This window comes from uncultured Polaribacter sp. (assembly GCF_947503855.1).
In the GTDB taxonomy this organism is placed as follows: Bacteria; Bacteroidota; Bacteroidia; order Flavobacteriales; family Flavobacteriaceae; genus Polaribacter.
The window spans coordinates 18,232-35,224 of sequence record NZ_CANNFF010000011.1 but is presented as its reverse complement, the minus strand read 5'-3'; the positions used below and the strand labels follow the sequence as shown (position 1 = coordinate 35,224).

19 protein-coding genes and 1 tRNA gene are annotated in these 16,993 nt (G+C 29.9%); 11 read left to right on the top strand and 9 right to left on the bottom strand.

The window, feature by feature from the left end:
• Positions 1 to 36 precede the first annotated feature (36 nt).
• A complete protein-coding gene (locus tag Q0662_RS10280; protein ID WP_298949427.1) occupies positions 37 to 1,818 on the bottom strand; it encodes a ribonucleoside-diphosphate reductase subunit alpha in 1,782 nt (593 codons plus the stop codon).
• A 3-nt stretch (positions 1,819 to 1,821) separates the two neighbouring features.
• Positions 1,822 to 3,096, bottom strand: coding sequence for a ribonucleotide-diphosphate reductase subunit beta (locus Q0662_RS10275; protein WP_298949424.1), 1,275 nt, complete (start codon positions 3,094 to 3,096; stop codon positions 1,822 to 1,824).
• 349 nt (positions 3,097 to 3,445) lie between these two features.
• Here Q0662_RS10275 and Q0662_RS10270 point away from each other — a divergent pair, with 349 nt between their 5' ends.
• Positions 3,446 to 4,468: a COX15/CtaA family protein gene (locus tag Q0662_RS10270; protein ID WP_298949422.1), complete on the top strand. Its 1,023-nt coding sequence runs from the start codon at positions 3,446 to 3,448 to the stop codon at positions 4,466 to 4,468.
• 89 nt (positions 4,469 to 4,557) lie between these two features.
• Here Q0662_RS10270 and Q0662_RS10265 read toward each other — a convergent pair whose 3' ends face one another.
• The 4 genes from Q0662_RS10265 to Q0662_RS10250 are packed head-to-tail and all read right to left on the bottom strand — an operon-like array spanning position 4,558 to position 6,283.
• Positions 4,558 to 4,980 carry a molybdenum cofactor biosynthesis protein MoaE gene (locus Q0662_RS10265; RefSeq protein ID WP_298949420.1) on the bottom strand — a complete coding sequence of 141 codons (423 nt, stop codon included), beginning with the start codon at positions 4,978 to 4,980 and terminating at the stop codon, positions 4,558 to 4,560.
• Positions 4,981 to 4,992: 12 nt separating this feature from the next.
• Positions 4,993 to 5,325, bottom strand: coding sequence for an MGMT family protein (locus Q0662_RS10260; protein ID WP_298949418.1), 333 nt, complete (start codon positions 5,323 to 5,325; stop codon positions 4,993 to 4,995).
• Positions 5,326 to 5,377: 52 nt separating this feature from the next.
• Complete coding sequence (trmB, locus tag Q0662_RS10255) at positions 5,378 to 6,052, bottom strand: tRNA (guanosine(46)-N7)-methyltransferase TrmB (protein WP_298949416.1); 675 nt, start codon at positions 6,050 to 6,052, stop codon at positions 5,378 to 5,380.
• Positions 6,053 to 6,061: 9 nt separating this feature from the next.
• Positions 6,062 to 6,283, bottom strand: a complete 222-nt coding sequence (locus tag Q0662_RS10250) for a hypothetical protein (protein WP_298949414.1) — start codon at positions 6,281 to 6,283, stop codon at positions 6,062 to 6,064.
• A gap of 341 nt (positions 6,284 to 6,624) precedes the next feature.
• Here Q0662_RS10250 and Q0662_RS10245 point away from each other — a divergent pair, with 341 nt between their 5' ends.
• The 9 genes from Q0662_RS10245 (at position 6,625) to Q0662_RS10205 (ending at position 14,302) form a co-directional block, all read left to right on the top strand.
• Entirely contained in the window at positions 6,625 to 7,254 is a 630-nt protein-coding gene (locus Q0662_RS10245) for a hypothetical protein (protein WP_367181300.1), read from the top strand.
• A gap of 242 nt (positions 7,255 to 7,496) precedes the next feature.
• Positions 7,497 to 7,793 (top strand): BON domain-containing protein, encoded by a 297-nt coding sequence (locus Q0662_RS10240; RefSeq protein WP_298949410.1) that lies wholly within the window; start codon positions 7,497 to 7,499, stop codon positions 7,791 to 7,793.
• A gap of 278 nt (positions 7,794 to 8,071) precedes the next feature.
• Entirely contained in the window at positions 8,072 to 8,968 is an 897-nt protein-coding gene (locus Q0662_RS10235; RefSeq protein WP_298949408.1) for a DMT family transporter, read from the top strand.
• Between the two features lie 35 nt (positions 8,969 to 9,003).
• Positions 9,004 to 9,870: a YicC/YloC family endoribonuclease gene (locus Q0662_RS10230; RefSeq protein WP_298949406.1), complete on the top strand. Its 867-nt coding sequence runs from the start codon at positions 9,004 to 9,006 to the stop codon at positions 9,868 to 9,870.
• 34 nt (positions 9,871 to 9,904) lie between these two features.
• Positions 9,905 to 10,492, top strand: a complete 588-nt coding sequence (gmk, locus tag Q0662_RS10225) for a guanylate kinase (RefSeq protein ID WP_298949405.1) — start codon at positions 9,905 to 9,907, stop codon at positions 10,490 to 10,492.
• 153 nt (positions 10,493 to 10,645) lie between these two features.
• Complete coding sequence (nadD, locus tag Q0662_RS10220; RefSeq protein WP_298949402.1) at positions 10,646 to 11,227, top strand: nicotinate (nicotinamide) nucleotide adenylyltransferase; 582 nt, start codon at positions 10,646 to 10,648, stop codon at positions 11,225 to 11,227.
• A gap of 78 nt (positions 11,228 to 11,305) precedes the next feature.
• A complete protein-coding gene (locus Q0662_RS10215; RefSeq protein WP_298949400.1) occupies positions 11,306 to 12,172 on the top strand; it encodes a M23 family metallopeptidase in 867 nt (288 codons plus the stop codon).
• Complete coding sequence (locus Q0662_RS10210) at positions 12,172 to 13,671, top strand: GH3 auxin-responsive promoter family protein (protein ID WP_298949398.1); 1,500 nt, start codon at positions 12,172 to 12,174, stop codon at positions 13,669 to 13,671. Before Q0662_RS10215 ends, Q0662_RS10210 begins: the two co-directional genes overlap by 1 nt.
• A 181-nt stretch (positions 13,672 to 13,852) precedes the next feature.
• A complete protein-coding gene (locus tag Q0662_RS10205) occupies positions 13,853 to 14,302 on the top strand; it encodes a 6-carboxytetrahydropterin synthase (RefSeq protein WP_298949396.1) in 450 nt (149 codons plus the stop codon).
• A 13-nt stretch (positions 14,303 to 14,315) separates the two neighbouring features.
• Here the strand turns inward: Q0662_RS10205 and pth are convergent, their stop codons facing one another.
• From pth to Q0662_RS10190, 3 genes are all read right to left on the bottom strand, one after another.
• Positions 14,316 to 14,882, bottom strand: coding sequence for an aminoacyl-tRNA hydrolase (gene pth, locus Q0662_RS10200; RefSeq protein ID WP_298949394.1), 567 nt, complete (start codon positions 14,880 to 14,882; stop codon positions 14,316 to 14,318).
• A gap of 209 nt (positions 14,883 to 15,091) precedes the next feature.
• The gene (locus tag Q0662_RS10195; RefSeq protein WP_298949392.1) at positions 15,092 to 15,706 is read right to left on the bottom strand and encodes a 50S ribosomal protein L25/general stress protein Ctc; all 615 of its coding nucleotides are present in this window, start codon (positions 15,704 to 15,706) and stop codon (positions 15,092 to 15,094) included.
• A 17-nt stretch (positions 15,707 to 15,723) separates the two neighbouring features.
• A complete protein-coding gene (locus Q0662_RS10190; RefSeq protein WP_298949389.1) occupies positions 15,724 to 16,665 on the bottom strand; it encodes a ribose-phosphate pyrophosphokinase in 942 nt (313 codons plus the stop codon).
• Positions 16,666 to 16,785: 120 nt separating this feature from the next.
• Here Q0662_RS10190 and Q0662_RS10185 point away from each other — a divergent pair.
• A tRNA-Leu gene (locus tag Q0662_RS10185) sits at positions 16,786 to 16,867 on the top strand.
• The last annotated feature ends 126 nt before the right edge of the window (positions 16,868 to 16,993 follow it).

The window sequence follows — 16,993 nt, the reverse complement described above, 5'->3', positions numbered from 1 at the left end:
CTTCTCTTTTTAATCTACTTTTAATTTAAAAAATGCTTACCCTTCACAAGAAGCACATTCTTTCTTTTGCTTGAATTTCTGTGCAGCATTCATACTGTGTTGGTAATACATAGATTTTACACCTAATTGCCACGCATTAACATATACTTTATTTACGTCTTTAATTGGCATATCTGGATGCACCATAATGTTTATAGATTGCCCTTGATCTATATAATTTTGACGGTTTGCGGCTTGATAAACAATTACGTTTTGATCTATTTCTGAGTATGTTTTAAAAACGTCTTTTTCAAATTCTGATAAAAACTCTAAATGTTGTACAGAACCATCATTATCTCTAATACTTCTCCACACATCTGTTGTGTTTTGTCCTTTTTCTTCTAAAACACTTTCTAAAATTGGATTTTTAATCGTGGTTTTAATTTTTGCAATATCTTTTACATAAATGTTAGACCAAATTGGCTCGATACCTTGAGATACTTGCCCTAAAATAAATGCAGAAGACGTTGTTGGTGCAATTGCATTTAATGTGGTGTTACGTCTACCATATCCTTTTAAAATAGCTGGTTCTCCATATTCTTTTGCCATGGCTTCAGAAGCTGCATACGACTTCTCTTTGATTACCTTAAAGATTTCGTTGTTTAAATTGTAAGCTTCTTGGCTATCAAAAGGCAATAATTTTGATTGTAATAAAGAGTGCCATCCTAAAGCACCTAGCCCTAACGCTCTGTTATCTTTCGCAAAATTATACGCTTTTTCCATAAAACGGAACGTGAACTGATCGTCTCTATTTTCTGAATCTTTAAACACTTCTAGTTTTGTAATGAATTCTTCCATTACAGCGTCTAAGAAATAGGTTAGTGTTTCTACAGCATCTGTATCTTTCCACTTATCATAATGTAATAAGTTGATAGATGATAAACAACAAACGAAAGACCAATCATCATTAGAAGGCAACATAATTTCTGTACACAGGTTACTTGCGTAAATTTCTAAATTTTTGTCTTTATAAACGTCTACAGTACCATTGTTTGCGTTGTCTCTAAATAATATATAAGGATATCCTATTTCTCCTCTACATTGTAATACTTTAGCCCAAATACTTCTTTTTTCTACATCACCATCAATCATTTCTTGCATCCATTGGCTTCCCACAGTTACACCATGTGTTAACTCTTGTATCGGGTTTCCTTCTGTACCAATTTCTAAGAATTCTTTAATATCTGGGTGATCGATTGGTAAATATGGCGAAAAACGACCTCTTCTAACAGAACCTTGACTTACTACATCTACCATTTTTTCGAACAATTGCATAATGTGCACAGAACCAGAAGACGAACCATTATTTTTAACTTCTGCACCTCTAGGACGTAATTTACCAAAGTAACCAGATGTACCACCTCCTAATTTAGACATCATACCTACTTCTGATTGCGAGAATAAAATATCTCCCATATCATCTGCTACATGACTCCCAAAACAGCTAATTGGCAAACCTCTTCTTTTACCAAAGTTAGACCAAACTGGTGAAGCTAAAGAGTAAAAACCTTCTGCCATATAGTTTTCGAACTTGTCTGCAAAACCTGGTTTTTTTAGAATTTTTTCTGCATTTTCTGCAATTTCTCTTATTCTACTTTCTGGTGTTGCACCTTCTGTTAAATAACCTGATTCTAAAAATTTGCGACTATTTTCTGTTAACCAAGTATATTCTGGCGTTTTTATCTTATCAAGAATTTCTTTACGAGAAGAGTTTCTTGCCTCAATTAATTTTTCGTGGTCTGTTTGTGATTGCTGTGTTTGTTTAGTGTCTAAGTTCATGGTTTAAAATAAATCGTCGCTAGTTATACTTTTTGTTCTTTTACTGTAGTTAATAGATCTTTTTACAAAGAAATCTCCGTGTTTCGTTCCTATAATTTCATCGTCAAACCACTCTGTTTCTGAGAGCAACTTTTCGTCTATATCAAATATTTTTGGTACACCAATACTTTCTAAAGATTTGTTGAATCTATTTTTAATAAATTCATTAATTACGTTTTTAGGTAAGAAATCTAATTCTCCTTTTTCGAAAATCCAGTCTATAATTTTACTTTCTGCGAAAAATGCCTCGTTGCACATTTCTTGTATCATTAGGGTGTAGTCCTCATCAAACCAATCTGGGTTTTCTTCTTTTATAATTTTAATTACGTCGATACCAAAATCTCCATGTATTTGCTCTTCTTTAGAAGTTGCTTCAACTACGTTGGAAATACCTTTTAAAGCATTTTTATGTTTGTTAAATGCCATAATAATTAAAAACTGAGAGAATAAAGAAACGTGCTCTATAAATAAAGAAAATAACAATATAGATTCAGAGAACTCTTTATTGTCTTTACTTTTAGAATTTTTTAATGCTAACTCTAAATAATTTACGCGACGCATCATTACAGGATTCTTTTTTAAGTTTTTAAACTCGTTATTTAATCCTAAAATTTCTAATAAATGAGAATATGCATCATGGTGTCGAACTTCACTTTCTGCAAATGTAGAGCCTACTGAACCTATTTCTGGTTTTGGCATTTTTTTGTAAATGTCTCCCCAAAAAGATTTTACAGCTACTTCTATTTGAGAAATGGCTAACATGGTGTTTTTAATAGCATGTCTTTCTGTTTCAGAAAGGTGTGCTTTAAAATCTTGTATATCACTAGTAAAATTAAATTCTGTATGTATCCAATAAGAATGTCTAATGGCATCTACATATTCGTATAAATTTGGATACTCGTAAGGTTTTAAGTTTACGCGTTTTTCAAAAATATTTGTTTTTCTGCTTCTTGCTTGTTCATCTCTATATAAAATGTACGCTTTTGCAACATCTCTAAAAGGACTATCCATTAACTTTACCTCTACAATATCTTGCACTTGCTCTACCGTTGGTATGTATAAAGGTTCGTTTAATTTTCTTTCTAACAATGCCCCGTTAACAATATTAGAAATAGCTATAGCATCTCTTCTAGTGCCATTATTGACATTTTGCATCGCTTTTTCTATAGCATTTGTTATTTTTTCTAATTCAAAGGGTGTTGTTTGATAATCTCTTTTAATAATGTGCGTAATTTCCACGATGATTTAGTATTAAGTTAATGTTCGTTTTAGTATCTAACAAAGATTGTAATTTTTAAGATTAAAAGAAAGCCATACTTATTCACAAATCGGTTAAAGTTTTTAACAAAACCCTCTATTTTGAATTATTTGTAAAAATTTAACACATTTACAAAGGGTTGATTTTTAATTAATTAAAACCCTAAAAACACTCTATTACTTGCTATAGCTCAAATTCTTAAATATGTTTTTTTAGAATCGTTTTTTTAAGAAAAAAATTATTATTTAGAATTTTTATACATAATTATAAGATGCCTAAAACGGTTTTACATAATTTGTTTTTAAAGTATCTTTGCAAAAAGTTTTTAAAATGAAAAACAGGTTTCCTAAAATTGTAAAAGCGGCTATAATTTCTGTTTATTTAATTTTTTTAGCAGGTGCTATTGTAAGAATGACAGGTTCTGGAATGGGATGTCCTGATTGGCCAAAATGCTTTGGATATTTAATACCACCAACGTCTGAAGACCAAATAACTTGGAAACCCAATACAACCTATGAGGAAGGTTTTATTATCATAAAAAACGAAACTTTATATGTTGCAGAAAAAACCATAAAAACAAGTACCAACTTTAATATAGATAATTGGCAAGCCTACACAAAACACGATTATAATGTGTTTAACAAATATCATACTTGGACAGAATACATCAATAGATTGGTTTCTGTTTTGGCAGGTTTTGTATTTCTGTTTTTGATTTTTAGTGCTTTTAAATTAAGAAAACAAGATAAGCGTATTCCGTTTTTAGCTTTTGCAGCTTTCTTTTTAATGTTGTTTGAAGCTTGGCTAGGCAAAACAGTAGTAGACAGTAATTTAAACCCCACTACAATTACGATACATATGGTTGTTGGTTTAGTTATTATTGCGCTTTTATTAGGTTTACAATTTATTATTAGTGATGAAAAAAAGAAATTTCCTTACAATTCGGTTTTTAATAAACTACTTATTATCTCTGTAATTTTTTCGCTAGTACAAATTGCAATGGGTACACAAGTAAGACAATTTATAGACGAACAAATAAAACTATATGGTTTCGAAAACAAAAACTATAGTTTAATGAATCCTAGTTTTAAATTTTACTTTCATAGGTCTTTTACTATTGCTATTGTATTGGTAAACTTTGGTTTATTCTACATCAATCAATCAAAAAAATTAGGATACAAAATTGTAAATTGGATTATAGCACTAATTTTTATTGAATCTATAACAGGTATTTTAATGTATTACGCAGAATTCCCTTTAGGTACACAAGCTGTTCATTTACTGTCTGGTGCAATGTTATTTGGTTTGCAATTTTATTTGTGGTTGCAGAGTAGAAAAACGGTTAGGAGTTAAGAAAAATGAAAAACTCTTAGCACTTCCAAGTTTGAAAGTTTGATGCAAAGAACATCTTAATACTAAATACTTATTACTGAATACTAAAACTACGGATGTGTATTTACCCAAACTTCGCCATCAGAAAAGTATTCTTTTTTCCAAATGGGTACAGTTTCTTTTAATGTGTCTATAGCAAACTCGCAAGCTAAAAAAGCTGCTTTTCTATGTTTAGACGAAACTGTTATAATAACAGGTACATCTCCTATTTGCAAAAGACCTTCTGCATGATGAATGGCAATTTTTTTAATATCGAATTTTTTTAAAGCCAAATCTGCAATTTTTTGCATTTCTTTTATGGCCATTGGCTTGTAGGTAGAAAAATCTAATTTTGTTACTTCTTTTCCATTGGTATCGTTTCTAACAGTTCCTATAAATGTAGCTATACCACCACAAGAATTATCTGTTACAAAGTTGTAACATTCTTGTAAATTTAATTTTCTAGTTATTATTTTTATAGAAGTATTTTTCATGAAGTGGTACAATTAAGAGAGTTCATCTATAGGATTCCAAAAAACACTATCAAAGTTTTGTATTTGGTTATCTATTACAACAATACCTTCATTTTCTAACAATTGTTGCATTAAATTGGTGCCATCAAAATGATGTTTTCCTGTAAGCAAACCTTTTCTATTTACAACTCTATGTGCAGGTACATCTTCTAAATTGTGTGCTTTGTTCATTGCCCAACCTACCATTCTAGCAGAGCGTGCAGCACCTAAATAAGTTGCAATAGCACCATAACTTGTAACTTTACCAAAAGGTATTAAACGTACTACATTATAGACTCTTTCAAAAAAATTATCGTTTTTATCCACAGAGTGAAGATAAAAAATTTTAGGTAAAATTAAGAAAGATAAAGTACTACTTTTAAGAATACTGTAACCTAAACCTTATATAAGTAATGGGCTTGTCTACAGCTAAATATTGATGTTCGTAAAAAGTCTGTGTTTCTGTAACCTCATTTGGTGTCCCTCCATTTTTATACACATTATGGTTAGCGTTTAAAATTTCATGACCTTCGCCATGCAACAAACCTAAAGTATACCCGTGCATAAATTCGCTATCAGTTTTTAAATTAACAACACCTTGTTTATTTAAAATTTTGTGATATTTTTTTAAAAAGCTACTATTGGTCATTCTATGTTTGGTACGCTTGTATTTTATTTGCGGATCTGGAAAAGTAATCCAGATTTCAGAAACCTCATTTTCTGCAAAAATAAGATCTACCAACTCTACTTGTGTTCTTACAAATGCTACATTGGGTAAATTTTCTTCTAAAGCAGTTTTTGCTCCACGCCAAAAACGTGCACCTTTAATATCTATACCAATGTAATTAATGTTCGGGTTTTTTCTAGCCAAGGCAATTGTATACTCGCCTTTACCACAACCCAACTCTACAATAATAGGATTATTATTTTTAAAAAAAGAATGCCATTTGCCTTTGTAAGAAAAGTTAGTTACAACTTCTTCTCTTGTTGGCTGAATGACATTTTGAAACGTTTCGTTTTCTTTAAAACGCTTTAATTTGTTTTTACTTCCCAAAGTGTAAAATTAAGCTCTGTCTTCTGTTCCTTCTTTTACAAATCTTCTAGACTCTTTCATCCAGTATGTAAATAAAACTAAAAGCACTACTAAAAAACCCCAGTTTACTGCATTAGAAATCCACCAACCTAAATCTGCGTTTGCTATATTTATGCGTAACCACTCAAAAGGAAGAAATAATAAATCAGTAAATAAACTACCAATCCATCTAAAAATATTGCTTGCTATCATAACTTAATTATCTTTACGCTACAAAAATAACAAAAGAAACAATGCTAGCCAATTTTTTAAGCAAATCTAAACCAATCAATTTTATCGTATTGATGGGCATTTTTGTTTGCTTGTTCTTATTTACTTGTTTTTCCTTGTTTTTTACAGCTAGTTTTACACCAATTCTATTATTAAAATTGGCTGGGCTTTTAGGTTTATTTTTTATCCTGTTTTTCTTTTTTAATTTTATTATTACCAAAAACGAATTAACGTTCGACAATTCGTACGCATTTTTCACCTTTATTGTTTTAATCAGTTATTTTTTAGAAGTTTTTTTAACCTTTAAAACATTGCTGCTTTTTTTGGTATATATTTTATTTCTAAGAAAAGTATATAGTTTAAGATCTCCCAAAATAGTACTTCAAAAATTATTTGATAGTGGTTTTTGGTTGAGTATTTTATTTATATTAGAACCTTTAACAGCCGTTTTTGCCTTGGTTTTATATGCAGGTATTTTATTGCATCAAAAAGCAGTTATAAATTATTTAATTGCTCCCATTATCGGTTTTATTACTCCTTTAATTCTCTATTTTACTTATTATTTTTGGTATGATAAAACATATGTATTTACCAATCTTTTTTATTTTGATAGCTTTAAAGGCATAGGTGTATATGCAGAAAAGGGTTTTTTGGGTTTAAGTATTTTTGTACTGCTACTTACTGTTTTTGCACTCATTTTAAAATCACCAAAAGCACTTGCTGTAAATAATTCTTTTAAAAAAAGTTGGTGGTTATTAATTGTTAACTTTTTTGTTGCACTACTTTTTTGTTTGTTTGTTCCAACAAAAAAAGGAGTTGAATTTTTATTTCTACTCTTTCCAACGGCTGTAATTATTGCCAATGGTATTGAGTTATTACAGAAAAATACCTATAAAAATATACTATTTTTTATCCTTTTAAGTAGCGCTATAACAGCCGTTATTTTTTTATAATTTAGTACCAAAAGCCAAATCTTCTACATCTCCTAAACCAGGAATTATATTGCCTTTATTGTTTAAAGCTGTAAACTATCCTTTGAAATGTCTACAGCTTTAATTTGAGTGATACATAATATAGTATAGAGTTGTTTTCTCTAATATGATGAATGTGAATGTCTTCTTTTTTAGATTGAAACAAATGTACAGAATAACCGAAATTTTGTATATTACCTAACATAACCTCAAAAAAAATGAAAATGAAAATAATTTCTTGTATTAAAAATGCTGGTGCCAAAATTTTTGGAATCGAAAAAACAACAGTGAAGAAAAACGCAGAAAAAACTAGCCAACTTAGAACTATTATTACAAATTTAGGCTTAGAAGTAAACAATTTAGGTATAGAAGTAGATGATGATGCCGTAACTCTTTGGGGAGAAGCTGCAGATTTAGCAACTAAAGAAAAAGTTGTTTTGGTTGTTGGTAACACCAATGATGTAGCTTCTGTAGAAGATAAAATGACCCTTGCAGCTGTAAAAGAAATAACTGAATTTTAAACCATAGAAAAAGGAAATATTTTAGGTAAAATTGGCAAAAGTTTCTATTAAAACAATATGAAATAAGCACCTTATTTTTGAAGCAAACAAACCTATGCTAAAACATCCAAGATAAAATATAACCTAGATAAGCCTTAAAAATACCACCTTTAGTAAACTAATTAAAAATTAATTATCAAATCTTAAAAGAGTTTTAATGTATTTTGAAACTCTTTTTTTATGTCAATCTTTAAATAATCATCAACTTTGTAAATTAATTCTTTTTTAGAAGTTTAATAATGAATCAAAGAACCCTTGCTTTAATTGCCGTGTCTATAGGTACTTTAATTTATGGTATTAATTATACCATTGCCAAAGCTGTAATGCCTACATATGTAAAACCATTTGGTTTTATATTAATTAGGGTTTTAGGTGCTACAATTATATTTTGGCTTATTGGCTTATTTATTAAAAGTAAAAAAATAGCATCACAAGACTTTAAAAAAATAGCCATTGCTTCTATTTTTGGTGTGGCTTTAAATATGTTGGTTTTTTTTAAAGGATTAAGTTACACATCTCCTATTAGTGCATCAGTTATGATGGTTACCTCTCCTATAATGGTGCTAATTTTTTCGAGTATCATCATAAAAAAAGCTATTGGAAAATTAAGAATTTTAGGGATTTTTATTGGTTTAATTGGTGCAATATTATTAATTACTTTAGGTAGTAATACAACTGTTACAAACACTAATAACAATTTAGGCAATTTTTTAGTTTTTGTTAATGCTTCCTCTTATGGTTTGTATTTGGTGTTGGCTAAAGACCTTATCAAAAAATACCATCCTATCGTTTTTGTAAAGTGGTTTTATTTATTTGGGTTGGTGTTTGTAATTCCTTTTGGATATATGGAATTTACAGAAATTACTTGGCAAGAAATACCCTCTAATATCTATTGGAATATTGGTTTTGTAGTTATTTTTACAACCTGTATTACCTATGTATTCAATCTTTATGGTTTGTCTAAATTAAAGCCCACAACAGTAAGTGTTTTTATATATGTACAACCTGTTATAGCTACGGTTTATGCTTTAATTGTTGGTAGCGATTCTTTAAACTTTACCAAAATTAGTGCCACTTTATTAATTTTTTTAGGTGTTTATTTAGTAACCAAACAAGTAGAAGAATCTGCCAAATAAGGTTATATTTGCAAGTAATTTAAAATTACCTCTTTATGATTCAGTCTATGACTGGTTATGGTAAAGCAGTTTTGCAATTGCCTTCCAAAAAAGTAACCATAGAAATAAAATCTTTAAACAGTAAAAATTTAGACTTAAATGTTAGAATTCCTTCTTACTACAAAGAAAAGGAATTAGCTGTTAGAAAAAAATTAGCAAAAACCTTAGTACGTGGTAAAGTAGATTTTTCCATTTTTGTAGAAATGACGGCTGATGAAACCTCTACAACCATTAATCATGGTGTTGTAAAAAAATATATGCAACAACTTAGAAATGTGGTACAAACAGGTAATTCTAGCGATGTTGAATTGCTAAAAATGGCCGTAAAAATGCCAGACGCCTTAAAAACTGAACGAGAAGAATTAGATGAAAGTGAATGGGCAGAAATAAAAAAAGCTATTGATATTGCTACCAAAGAAATTATACAATATAGAACTGATGAAGCAGCCTCATTAGAAATAGATTTTAGACAACGAGTTGCCAATATTAAAACGTATTTAAAAGAAGTAAAAGCCTTAGATGGTGATCGAATAGAAAATGTAAAAACTCGTTTACAAAAGGCTATAGACGATTTAAAGGTAGAGACCGATGAAAATAGATTTGAGCAAGAATTGATTTATTATCTAGAAAAACTAGATATAAATGAAGAAAAAGTACGTTTAGCAAACCATCTAGATTACTTTTTAGAAACCTTAGACTCACCAGATTCTAATGGAAAAAAACTAGGATTTATCATCCAAGAAATGGGTAGAGAAATTAATACAACTGGTTCTAAAGCTAATTATGCACCCATGCAAAAAGCAGTTATTCAAATGAAAAACGAGCTAGAGCAAATTAAAGAACAAATATTAAACGTTTTATAAAAAAGCTGAATATTACAGCATAACAAAATTAAGTATGAAAGATAATTTTGTAGGAAAACTATTCGTTTTTTCGGCACCATCTGGTTCTGGTAAAACTACCATTGTTAGACATTTATTAAAACAAGAAAAATTTAACTTAGCCTTTTCTATTTCTGCAACTTCTAGAGAGCCAAGAGGTTTTGAAAAAGATGGTGAAGATTATTATTTTATAGATTTAAAAGATTTTAAAAATAAAATTAGAAATGATGAATTTTTAGAATGGGAAGAAGTTTATAGAGACAATTTTTATGGTACATTAAAAAGTGAAGTAGAACGTCTTTGGGCACAAAAAAAACATGTAATTTTTGATATTGATGTTGTTGGTGGTTTAAGAATTAAGAAAAAATACCCAGAACAAACTTTAGCAGTTTTTGTAAAACCCCCAAGTGTAGATGCGCTAAAAAAGAGACTAAAAAAACGCTCTACAGAAAGTGAAGACAAAATTAATATGCGTATTGCAAAAGCTTCTGTAGAACTTGCTACCGCACCACAGTTTGATGAAATTATTAAAAATTACGATTTAGAAGTTGCTTTAAAAGAAACAGAAGAATTGGTTGCAAGTTTTTTGGAGTTAAATAAGTAAGAAGATATTTAAAACAAAACTTCTCCATACAAAATTCTTTAAAAAAGAATTTCACTCGAAATGACACTTTTTTTAAACCTGTTAAAAGTGTTGTCAGTTCGAGTAATTTTTGAAGTATGAAAAAATTGTATCGAGAATATTGAAAGTAAAAAAATGAAAATTGGTTTGTATTTTGGCACATTTAACCCTATACATGTGGGGCATCTTATTATTGCTAATTATATGGCAGAAAATACAGATTTAGATGAAATTTGGATGGTAGTAACACCTCATAATCCTTTTAAAAAGAAAAGTAGTTTACTAGAAAATCATCATCGATTTGAATTAGTCTACAGAGCAACAGAAAACTATACTAAAATTAAACCCTCAGACATCGAGTTTAAATTACCACAGCCCAATTATACAATTCATACTTTAGCTCACATTTCAGATAAATATCCAGAGAAAGAGTTTTGCCTAATTATGGGAGAAGATAATTTAAAAACTTTCCATAAATGGAAAAATTTTGAAACCATTTTAGAACATCATCGTATTTATGTGTACCCAAGAATTGCAGAAATTACAAAAGAACATCCATTTAAAAACCACCCAAAAATTCATAAAGTAAATGCACCTATTGTTCAAATTTCTTCTACTATGATTAGAAAGGGAATACAACAAAAGAAAAATATACAACCCTTACTCACCAAAGAAGTTTGGAGTTATATAGACGAAATGAATTTTTATAGAAAATAATTTAATTATTTTTACATCAAAATAAGTAAAACCATAATTAACGTTGGTTGCATATGTATAACTAACAAACCATAATTTGTGAGGAAAAAAGATAAGAAAAAAGGAAAATTAAAACAAAAACTAACAGATAAATATAGGTTAGTAGTTTTAAATGAAGATACTTTTGAAGAGCGCATTTCTTTAAAATTATCTCGTTTAAACGTGTTTGTTTTGGGTGGTATTTTTTCTATTCTTTTAGTAGCAATAACAGCTGTAATTATTGCATTTACACCCATTAAAGAATATATACCTGGCTATTTATCTACAAAATTAAAAGCTAACGCTGTAAAACTAACTTTTGAGGCCGATTCTTTAAAACAAAAATTGGCCATTTTAGAAAATTATACCAAAGCATTAAAACCTGTTTTAACTGGTGAAATTACCTCTGAAGAAATAGACTCTTTACAAGTAGAAGCTAGACAAATTACGATTGATGAAAGCGAATTAAACGCAAGTAAAGAAGATTCTTTATTTAGAGAAAAAGTAGAAAAAATAACCCAATTCGCCCTATTAGACAATGCCAAAAGCAATGTAAAAATTGTATTTTTTGCACCCTTAAAAGGTACTCTTTCTCAAAGTTTTGATGCCAATTCTAAACATTTTGCTGTAGATATTGTTGCAAAAAAAGGTACCCCTATAAAAGCAGCTGCAGATGGAACTGTAATTTTTTCTGGTTGGAGCGCAGAAACAGGTTATGCTATTATTTTAAAACATAATAAAGACTTTATTACTGTTTACAAACACAATGGTAATTTGCTAAAACAACAAGGAGATTTTGTAAAATCTGGCGAAGTTATAGCAAGTGTTGGCTCTACTGGAGAATTAACCACTGGGCCACATTTACATTTTGAACTTTGGAAAGGTGGTTACGCCATTAACCCAACAAATTTTATAGATTTTAAATAATGAGTATTAAATCTTTTTTTGCAATTCCGTTTGCTAAAATAGCCACTAAAAAAGTAAATAAATGGGCAAATAACCCACATAAAACACAAGAAAAGGTTTTTAAAAACTTAATTGCAAAAGGTAGCAAAACTGCTTTTGGTAAAGACCATAATTTTAGTACTATTTCTAATTATGATGATTTTAAAAAACAGGTAAAAGTTTTAGACTATGAAGGCTTAAGACCTTATGTAGATAGAATTGTTGCTGGCGAATCTGATGTACTTTGGACAGGAAAACCCTTGTACTTTGCCAAAACTTCTGGCACAACTTCTGGGGCAAAATACATACCCATTACTAAAGATTCTATGCCAACACACATAAAAGCTGCCAGAAATGCTTTATTATTTTATATCGCAGAAAAAAACGATGCTAGTTTTGTAGATGGTAAAATGATTTTTTTACAAGGAAGCCCTGTTTTGCAAGATAAAAACGGTGTTAAATTAGGCAGACTTAGTGGTATTGTAGCACATTATGTGCCTCAATATTTATTAAAAAACAGGCTACCAACCTGGCAAACAAATTGCATAGAAGACTGGGATACCAAAGTAAATGCTATTGTAGAAGAAACCTTGAACGAAAATATGACTGTAATTAGTGGTATCCCTTCTTGGGTACAAATGTATTTTGAAAAACTAATTGACAAAACAGGTAAAAAAGTATCAGAATTATTCCCAAATTTTAACTTCTTTATTTATGGTGGTGTAAATTTTGAGCCCTATAAAAATAAATTCGAAAGTTTAATTGGTAAAAAGATCGATTATATCGAACTATATCCTGCTTCAGAAGGTTTTATTGCCTATCAAGATTCGCAAACAGAAAAAGGAATGTTGTTACAACTAGATGCGGGTATTTTTTATGAGTTTATACCTGCAACAGAATTTTTTGATGAAAATCCAACAAGAATTTCTCTAATAGATGTAAAAATAGGTGTAAATTATGTAATTATTCTAAACACAACTGCAGGTTTATGGGGCTATAATATTGGCGATACTGTAGAATTTACATCCACAAAACCTTATAGAATAAAAGTAACAGGTCGTATAAAGCACTTTATTTCTGCCTTTGGCGAACACGTAATTGGTAAAGAAGTAGAAAAGGCTTTAAACGATGCTATAAAAGGTACAGAAATTAATATAAGCGAATTTACTGTGGCGCCACAAGTAAACCCAAAGAGTGGTTTGCCTTACCATGAGTGGTTTATAGAATTTGAAAATGAGCCAGAAAATTTAGAAGAATTTGCCCAAAAAGTAGATGCTTCTATGCAAGCACAAAATATTTATTATTTAGATTTAATTGATGGCAAAATTTTACGATCATTAATCATAAGAAAAGTTAAAAAAGGTGGTTTTCATAGTTATATGAAATCTATTGGTAAATTTGGTGGTCAGAATAAAATACCGCAATTATCTGATAATAGAAAAATTGCAGATGTTTTAAATAATTTTTTAGTTGATAATTAACAGATTACAAACAAAATGGGTGGAAATAATTTATTTCTAATTTTAGCAATCGTATTAGTTATTGTGTACTTTTACAACAAATTTAGAAACAGACGTTAAAAACAAATTTGCCAGTTCTAGTACATTTTAAAAGATGAAAAATTTGAAATCACTCGAACTGACAGTTTCAATAAAATAGTAAATGAGCACAATTAGAATAACAAAGCAATTTAATTTTGAAACAGGGCATGCTTTATATGGTTATGATGGAAAATGTAAAAATGTTCACGGACATTCTTACAAACTCTCTGTAACTGTTTCTGGAAAACCCATAGCAGACAATACCAATGTAAAATTTGGTATGGTGATAGATTTTGGTGATTTAAAGAAAATTGTAAATGAAGAAATTGTAGATATTTTTGACCATGCAACTGTTTTCAACAAAAACACGCCTCATGTAGAGTTGGCTAAAGAATTAATGGATAGAGGTCATGAAGTTTTATTAGTAGATTACCAGCCAACAAGCGAAATGATGGTGATTGATTTTGCTAAAAAAATTACCAATAGATTACCAGCAAACATCAAACTACATTCTATAAAATTACAAGAAACAGATACTAGTTTTGCTGAGTGGTATGCAAGCGAAAATTAATTTTTTTAGTGAACTACCGACCGTTAAAAGTATTCATAGTATTGGCTAAACCAGCAGTACCAAAAGAAGTAATTACTTTTGCAGATGTAGGTAAACGCTCTATTAATTGGCTAACTTCTTCTTTATTCCACTCGCCTAAAACATAATCTACTTGTTTTCCTCTAGCATAATTACCACCCACTCCAAATCTAAAACGAGCATATTGTTGGGTGTTTAATTTTTCTTGAATGTCTTTTAAGCCATTATGCCCGCCTGCAGAACCTTTTGCTTTTAATCGAATGGTACCAAAATCTATATTGATATCATCTGTAACAACTAAGATGTTTTCTGTAGCTATTTTTTCTTGCTGCATCCAATATTTTACGGCTTTTCCACTTAAATTCATAAAAGTACTTGGTTTTAAAAGTACAAAAGTTCTTCCTTTAAATCTAAATTTAGCAACATCTCCTAATTTTTCTGTTTCAAAAGTAACGTTGTGTTCTTCTGCAACTTCGTCTAAAATTTTAAAACCAATATTGTGACGTGTATTGGTGTATTTATCGCCAATATTACCTAAACCTACTATTAAAAATTTTTTCATTAACTCTTCTTTGTTTTCAATTTTAGTTCTTAATAATTTAAAAAAGAAGTCTCTTTAATTCATGCTTCAAAAGTAAGAAGAATTCTATGGATGATACGCCGAACTTAAATTGAAGTTTATAAGATATTAAAAGATTTTAAGACGAACTCTGGGAAAATAAAAAAGCGTTGCAAATTTGCAACGCTTTTTAAATTATATTTAGAATGTAACTATTCTGTTGCTGCTGGTGCTTCTGCAGCTTCATCTGTACTTTCTTCGTCATCTAAGTCTTCTTCAACTGCGTTACGAGAAGTTCTAACTTGTACAACTACTGTATTGTCTGGGTGCATAAATGTATAATCATCATTGGCTAATGATGTTACAAATAATTTATTTCCTATTTTTAAACTAGAAATATCTGCTGTTACAAAATCTGGTAAGTTAGCTGGTAAAGCTTTTACTTTTAATTTACGGTTTGTAAAACGTAAAGATCCACCATTTAATACACCAGGAGATGTACCTGTTAATTTTACAGGAATATTCATTGTTACTTCTTTATCATCAAATAACTGATAAAAATCTACGTGTAAAATTTTGTCTGTTACTGGGTGAAACTGAATGTCTTGTAAAATTGCAGCTATTTTTTGTCCATCAACATGAATTGTAGCAGTATAAACGTTTGGAGTGTATACCAAGTTTTTAAATGCTAATTCTTCTGCTGAAAAATGCACTGGCTTATCTCCTCCGTAAATAACGCAAGGAACCATACCAGCATTACGTAAGGCTTTGGTAGCTACCTTGCCCACGCTTTCTCTTTTTGATCCTTTAATTGTAATTGATTTCATTACTTGTTTTTAAATATTTATATTATAAATTTTCCACTAATCGAAGTATTGTCTTGCACTTTATGCATAACATCTGCGAATAATGGCGCGCAAGATACTACTTTTATTTTAGATGTGGTCTTTTTTAACGGAATTGTATCAGAAACGATCAATTCTGTTAAAGCAGAATTTTCTATTTTTTCATAAGCATCACCAGAAAGAACAGGATGTGTACAAATTGCACGTACACTTTTTGCTCCTCTTTCTTTCATTAAGTTAGCTGCATGTGCTAGGGTTCCTCCAGTGTCTATCATATCATCAACAAGAATAATATTTTTACCTTTTACTTCTCCAATTACCTCCATATGCCCAATTACATTTGCCTTTTTACGTTGTTTGTAACAAATAACTACATCTGCATGTAAATGTTTAGAATATGCGTAGGCTCTTTTAGAACCTCCCATATCTGGAGAGGCAATTGTTAAATTGTCTAATTGTAAACTTTCTATATATGGCATAAAAATGGTAGAAGCAAATAAGTGGTCTACTGGTTTTTCAAAAAATCCTTGAATTTGATCTGCATGTAAATCCATGGTCATAATTCTTGTAGCACCTGCTGCTTCTAATAATTTTGCCACTAATTTTGCACCAATGGCAACTCTTGGCTTATCTTTTCTATCTTGTCTTGCCCAACCAAAATAAGGCATTACTGCGGTAATATGTCTTGCAGATGCTCTTTTTGCTGCGTCTAAAATTAAAAGCATTTCCATAAGATTGTCTGCATTTGGAAATGTAGACCCTATAATAAAAACGCGTCTTCCTCTAACAGATTCTTCAAATGCAGGTTGAAATTCGCCATCGCTAAAGTAGGTAATTTCAATATTTCCTAACTCTGTGTTGTATTCTTTGGCAATGTTAGCTGCTAAATCTTTACTTTGTCTGCAGGCAAAAAGTTTTGGTGCTAATTGATTTGTAGGCATTTAGTTGTTTTTAGTTGTGTTGTTATGAGTATACAAAAGTAGAAATTATTTATTGAGTTTGAAATTAATTTATAGACTTTAAAATAAAATAATTTAATACATTTGCAATCTCAATACTTTGCTCAAGTGGCGGAATTGGTAGACGCGCTGGATTCAAAATCCAGTTCTTTCGGGAGTGTGGGTTCGATTCCCACCTTGAGTACAAAAACTCTTGTTAATCATCTGATTTTCAAGGGTTTTTACTTTTAATTAATCTTATTTTGTCAACTATTTGCCAACCATTTACAAATAATAACGTTTTTTATATGATTAGTTTAAGTATCTCCTT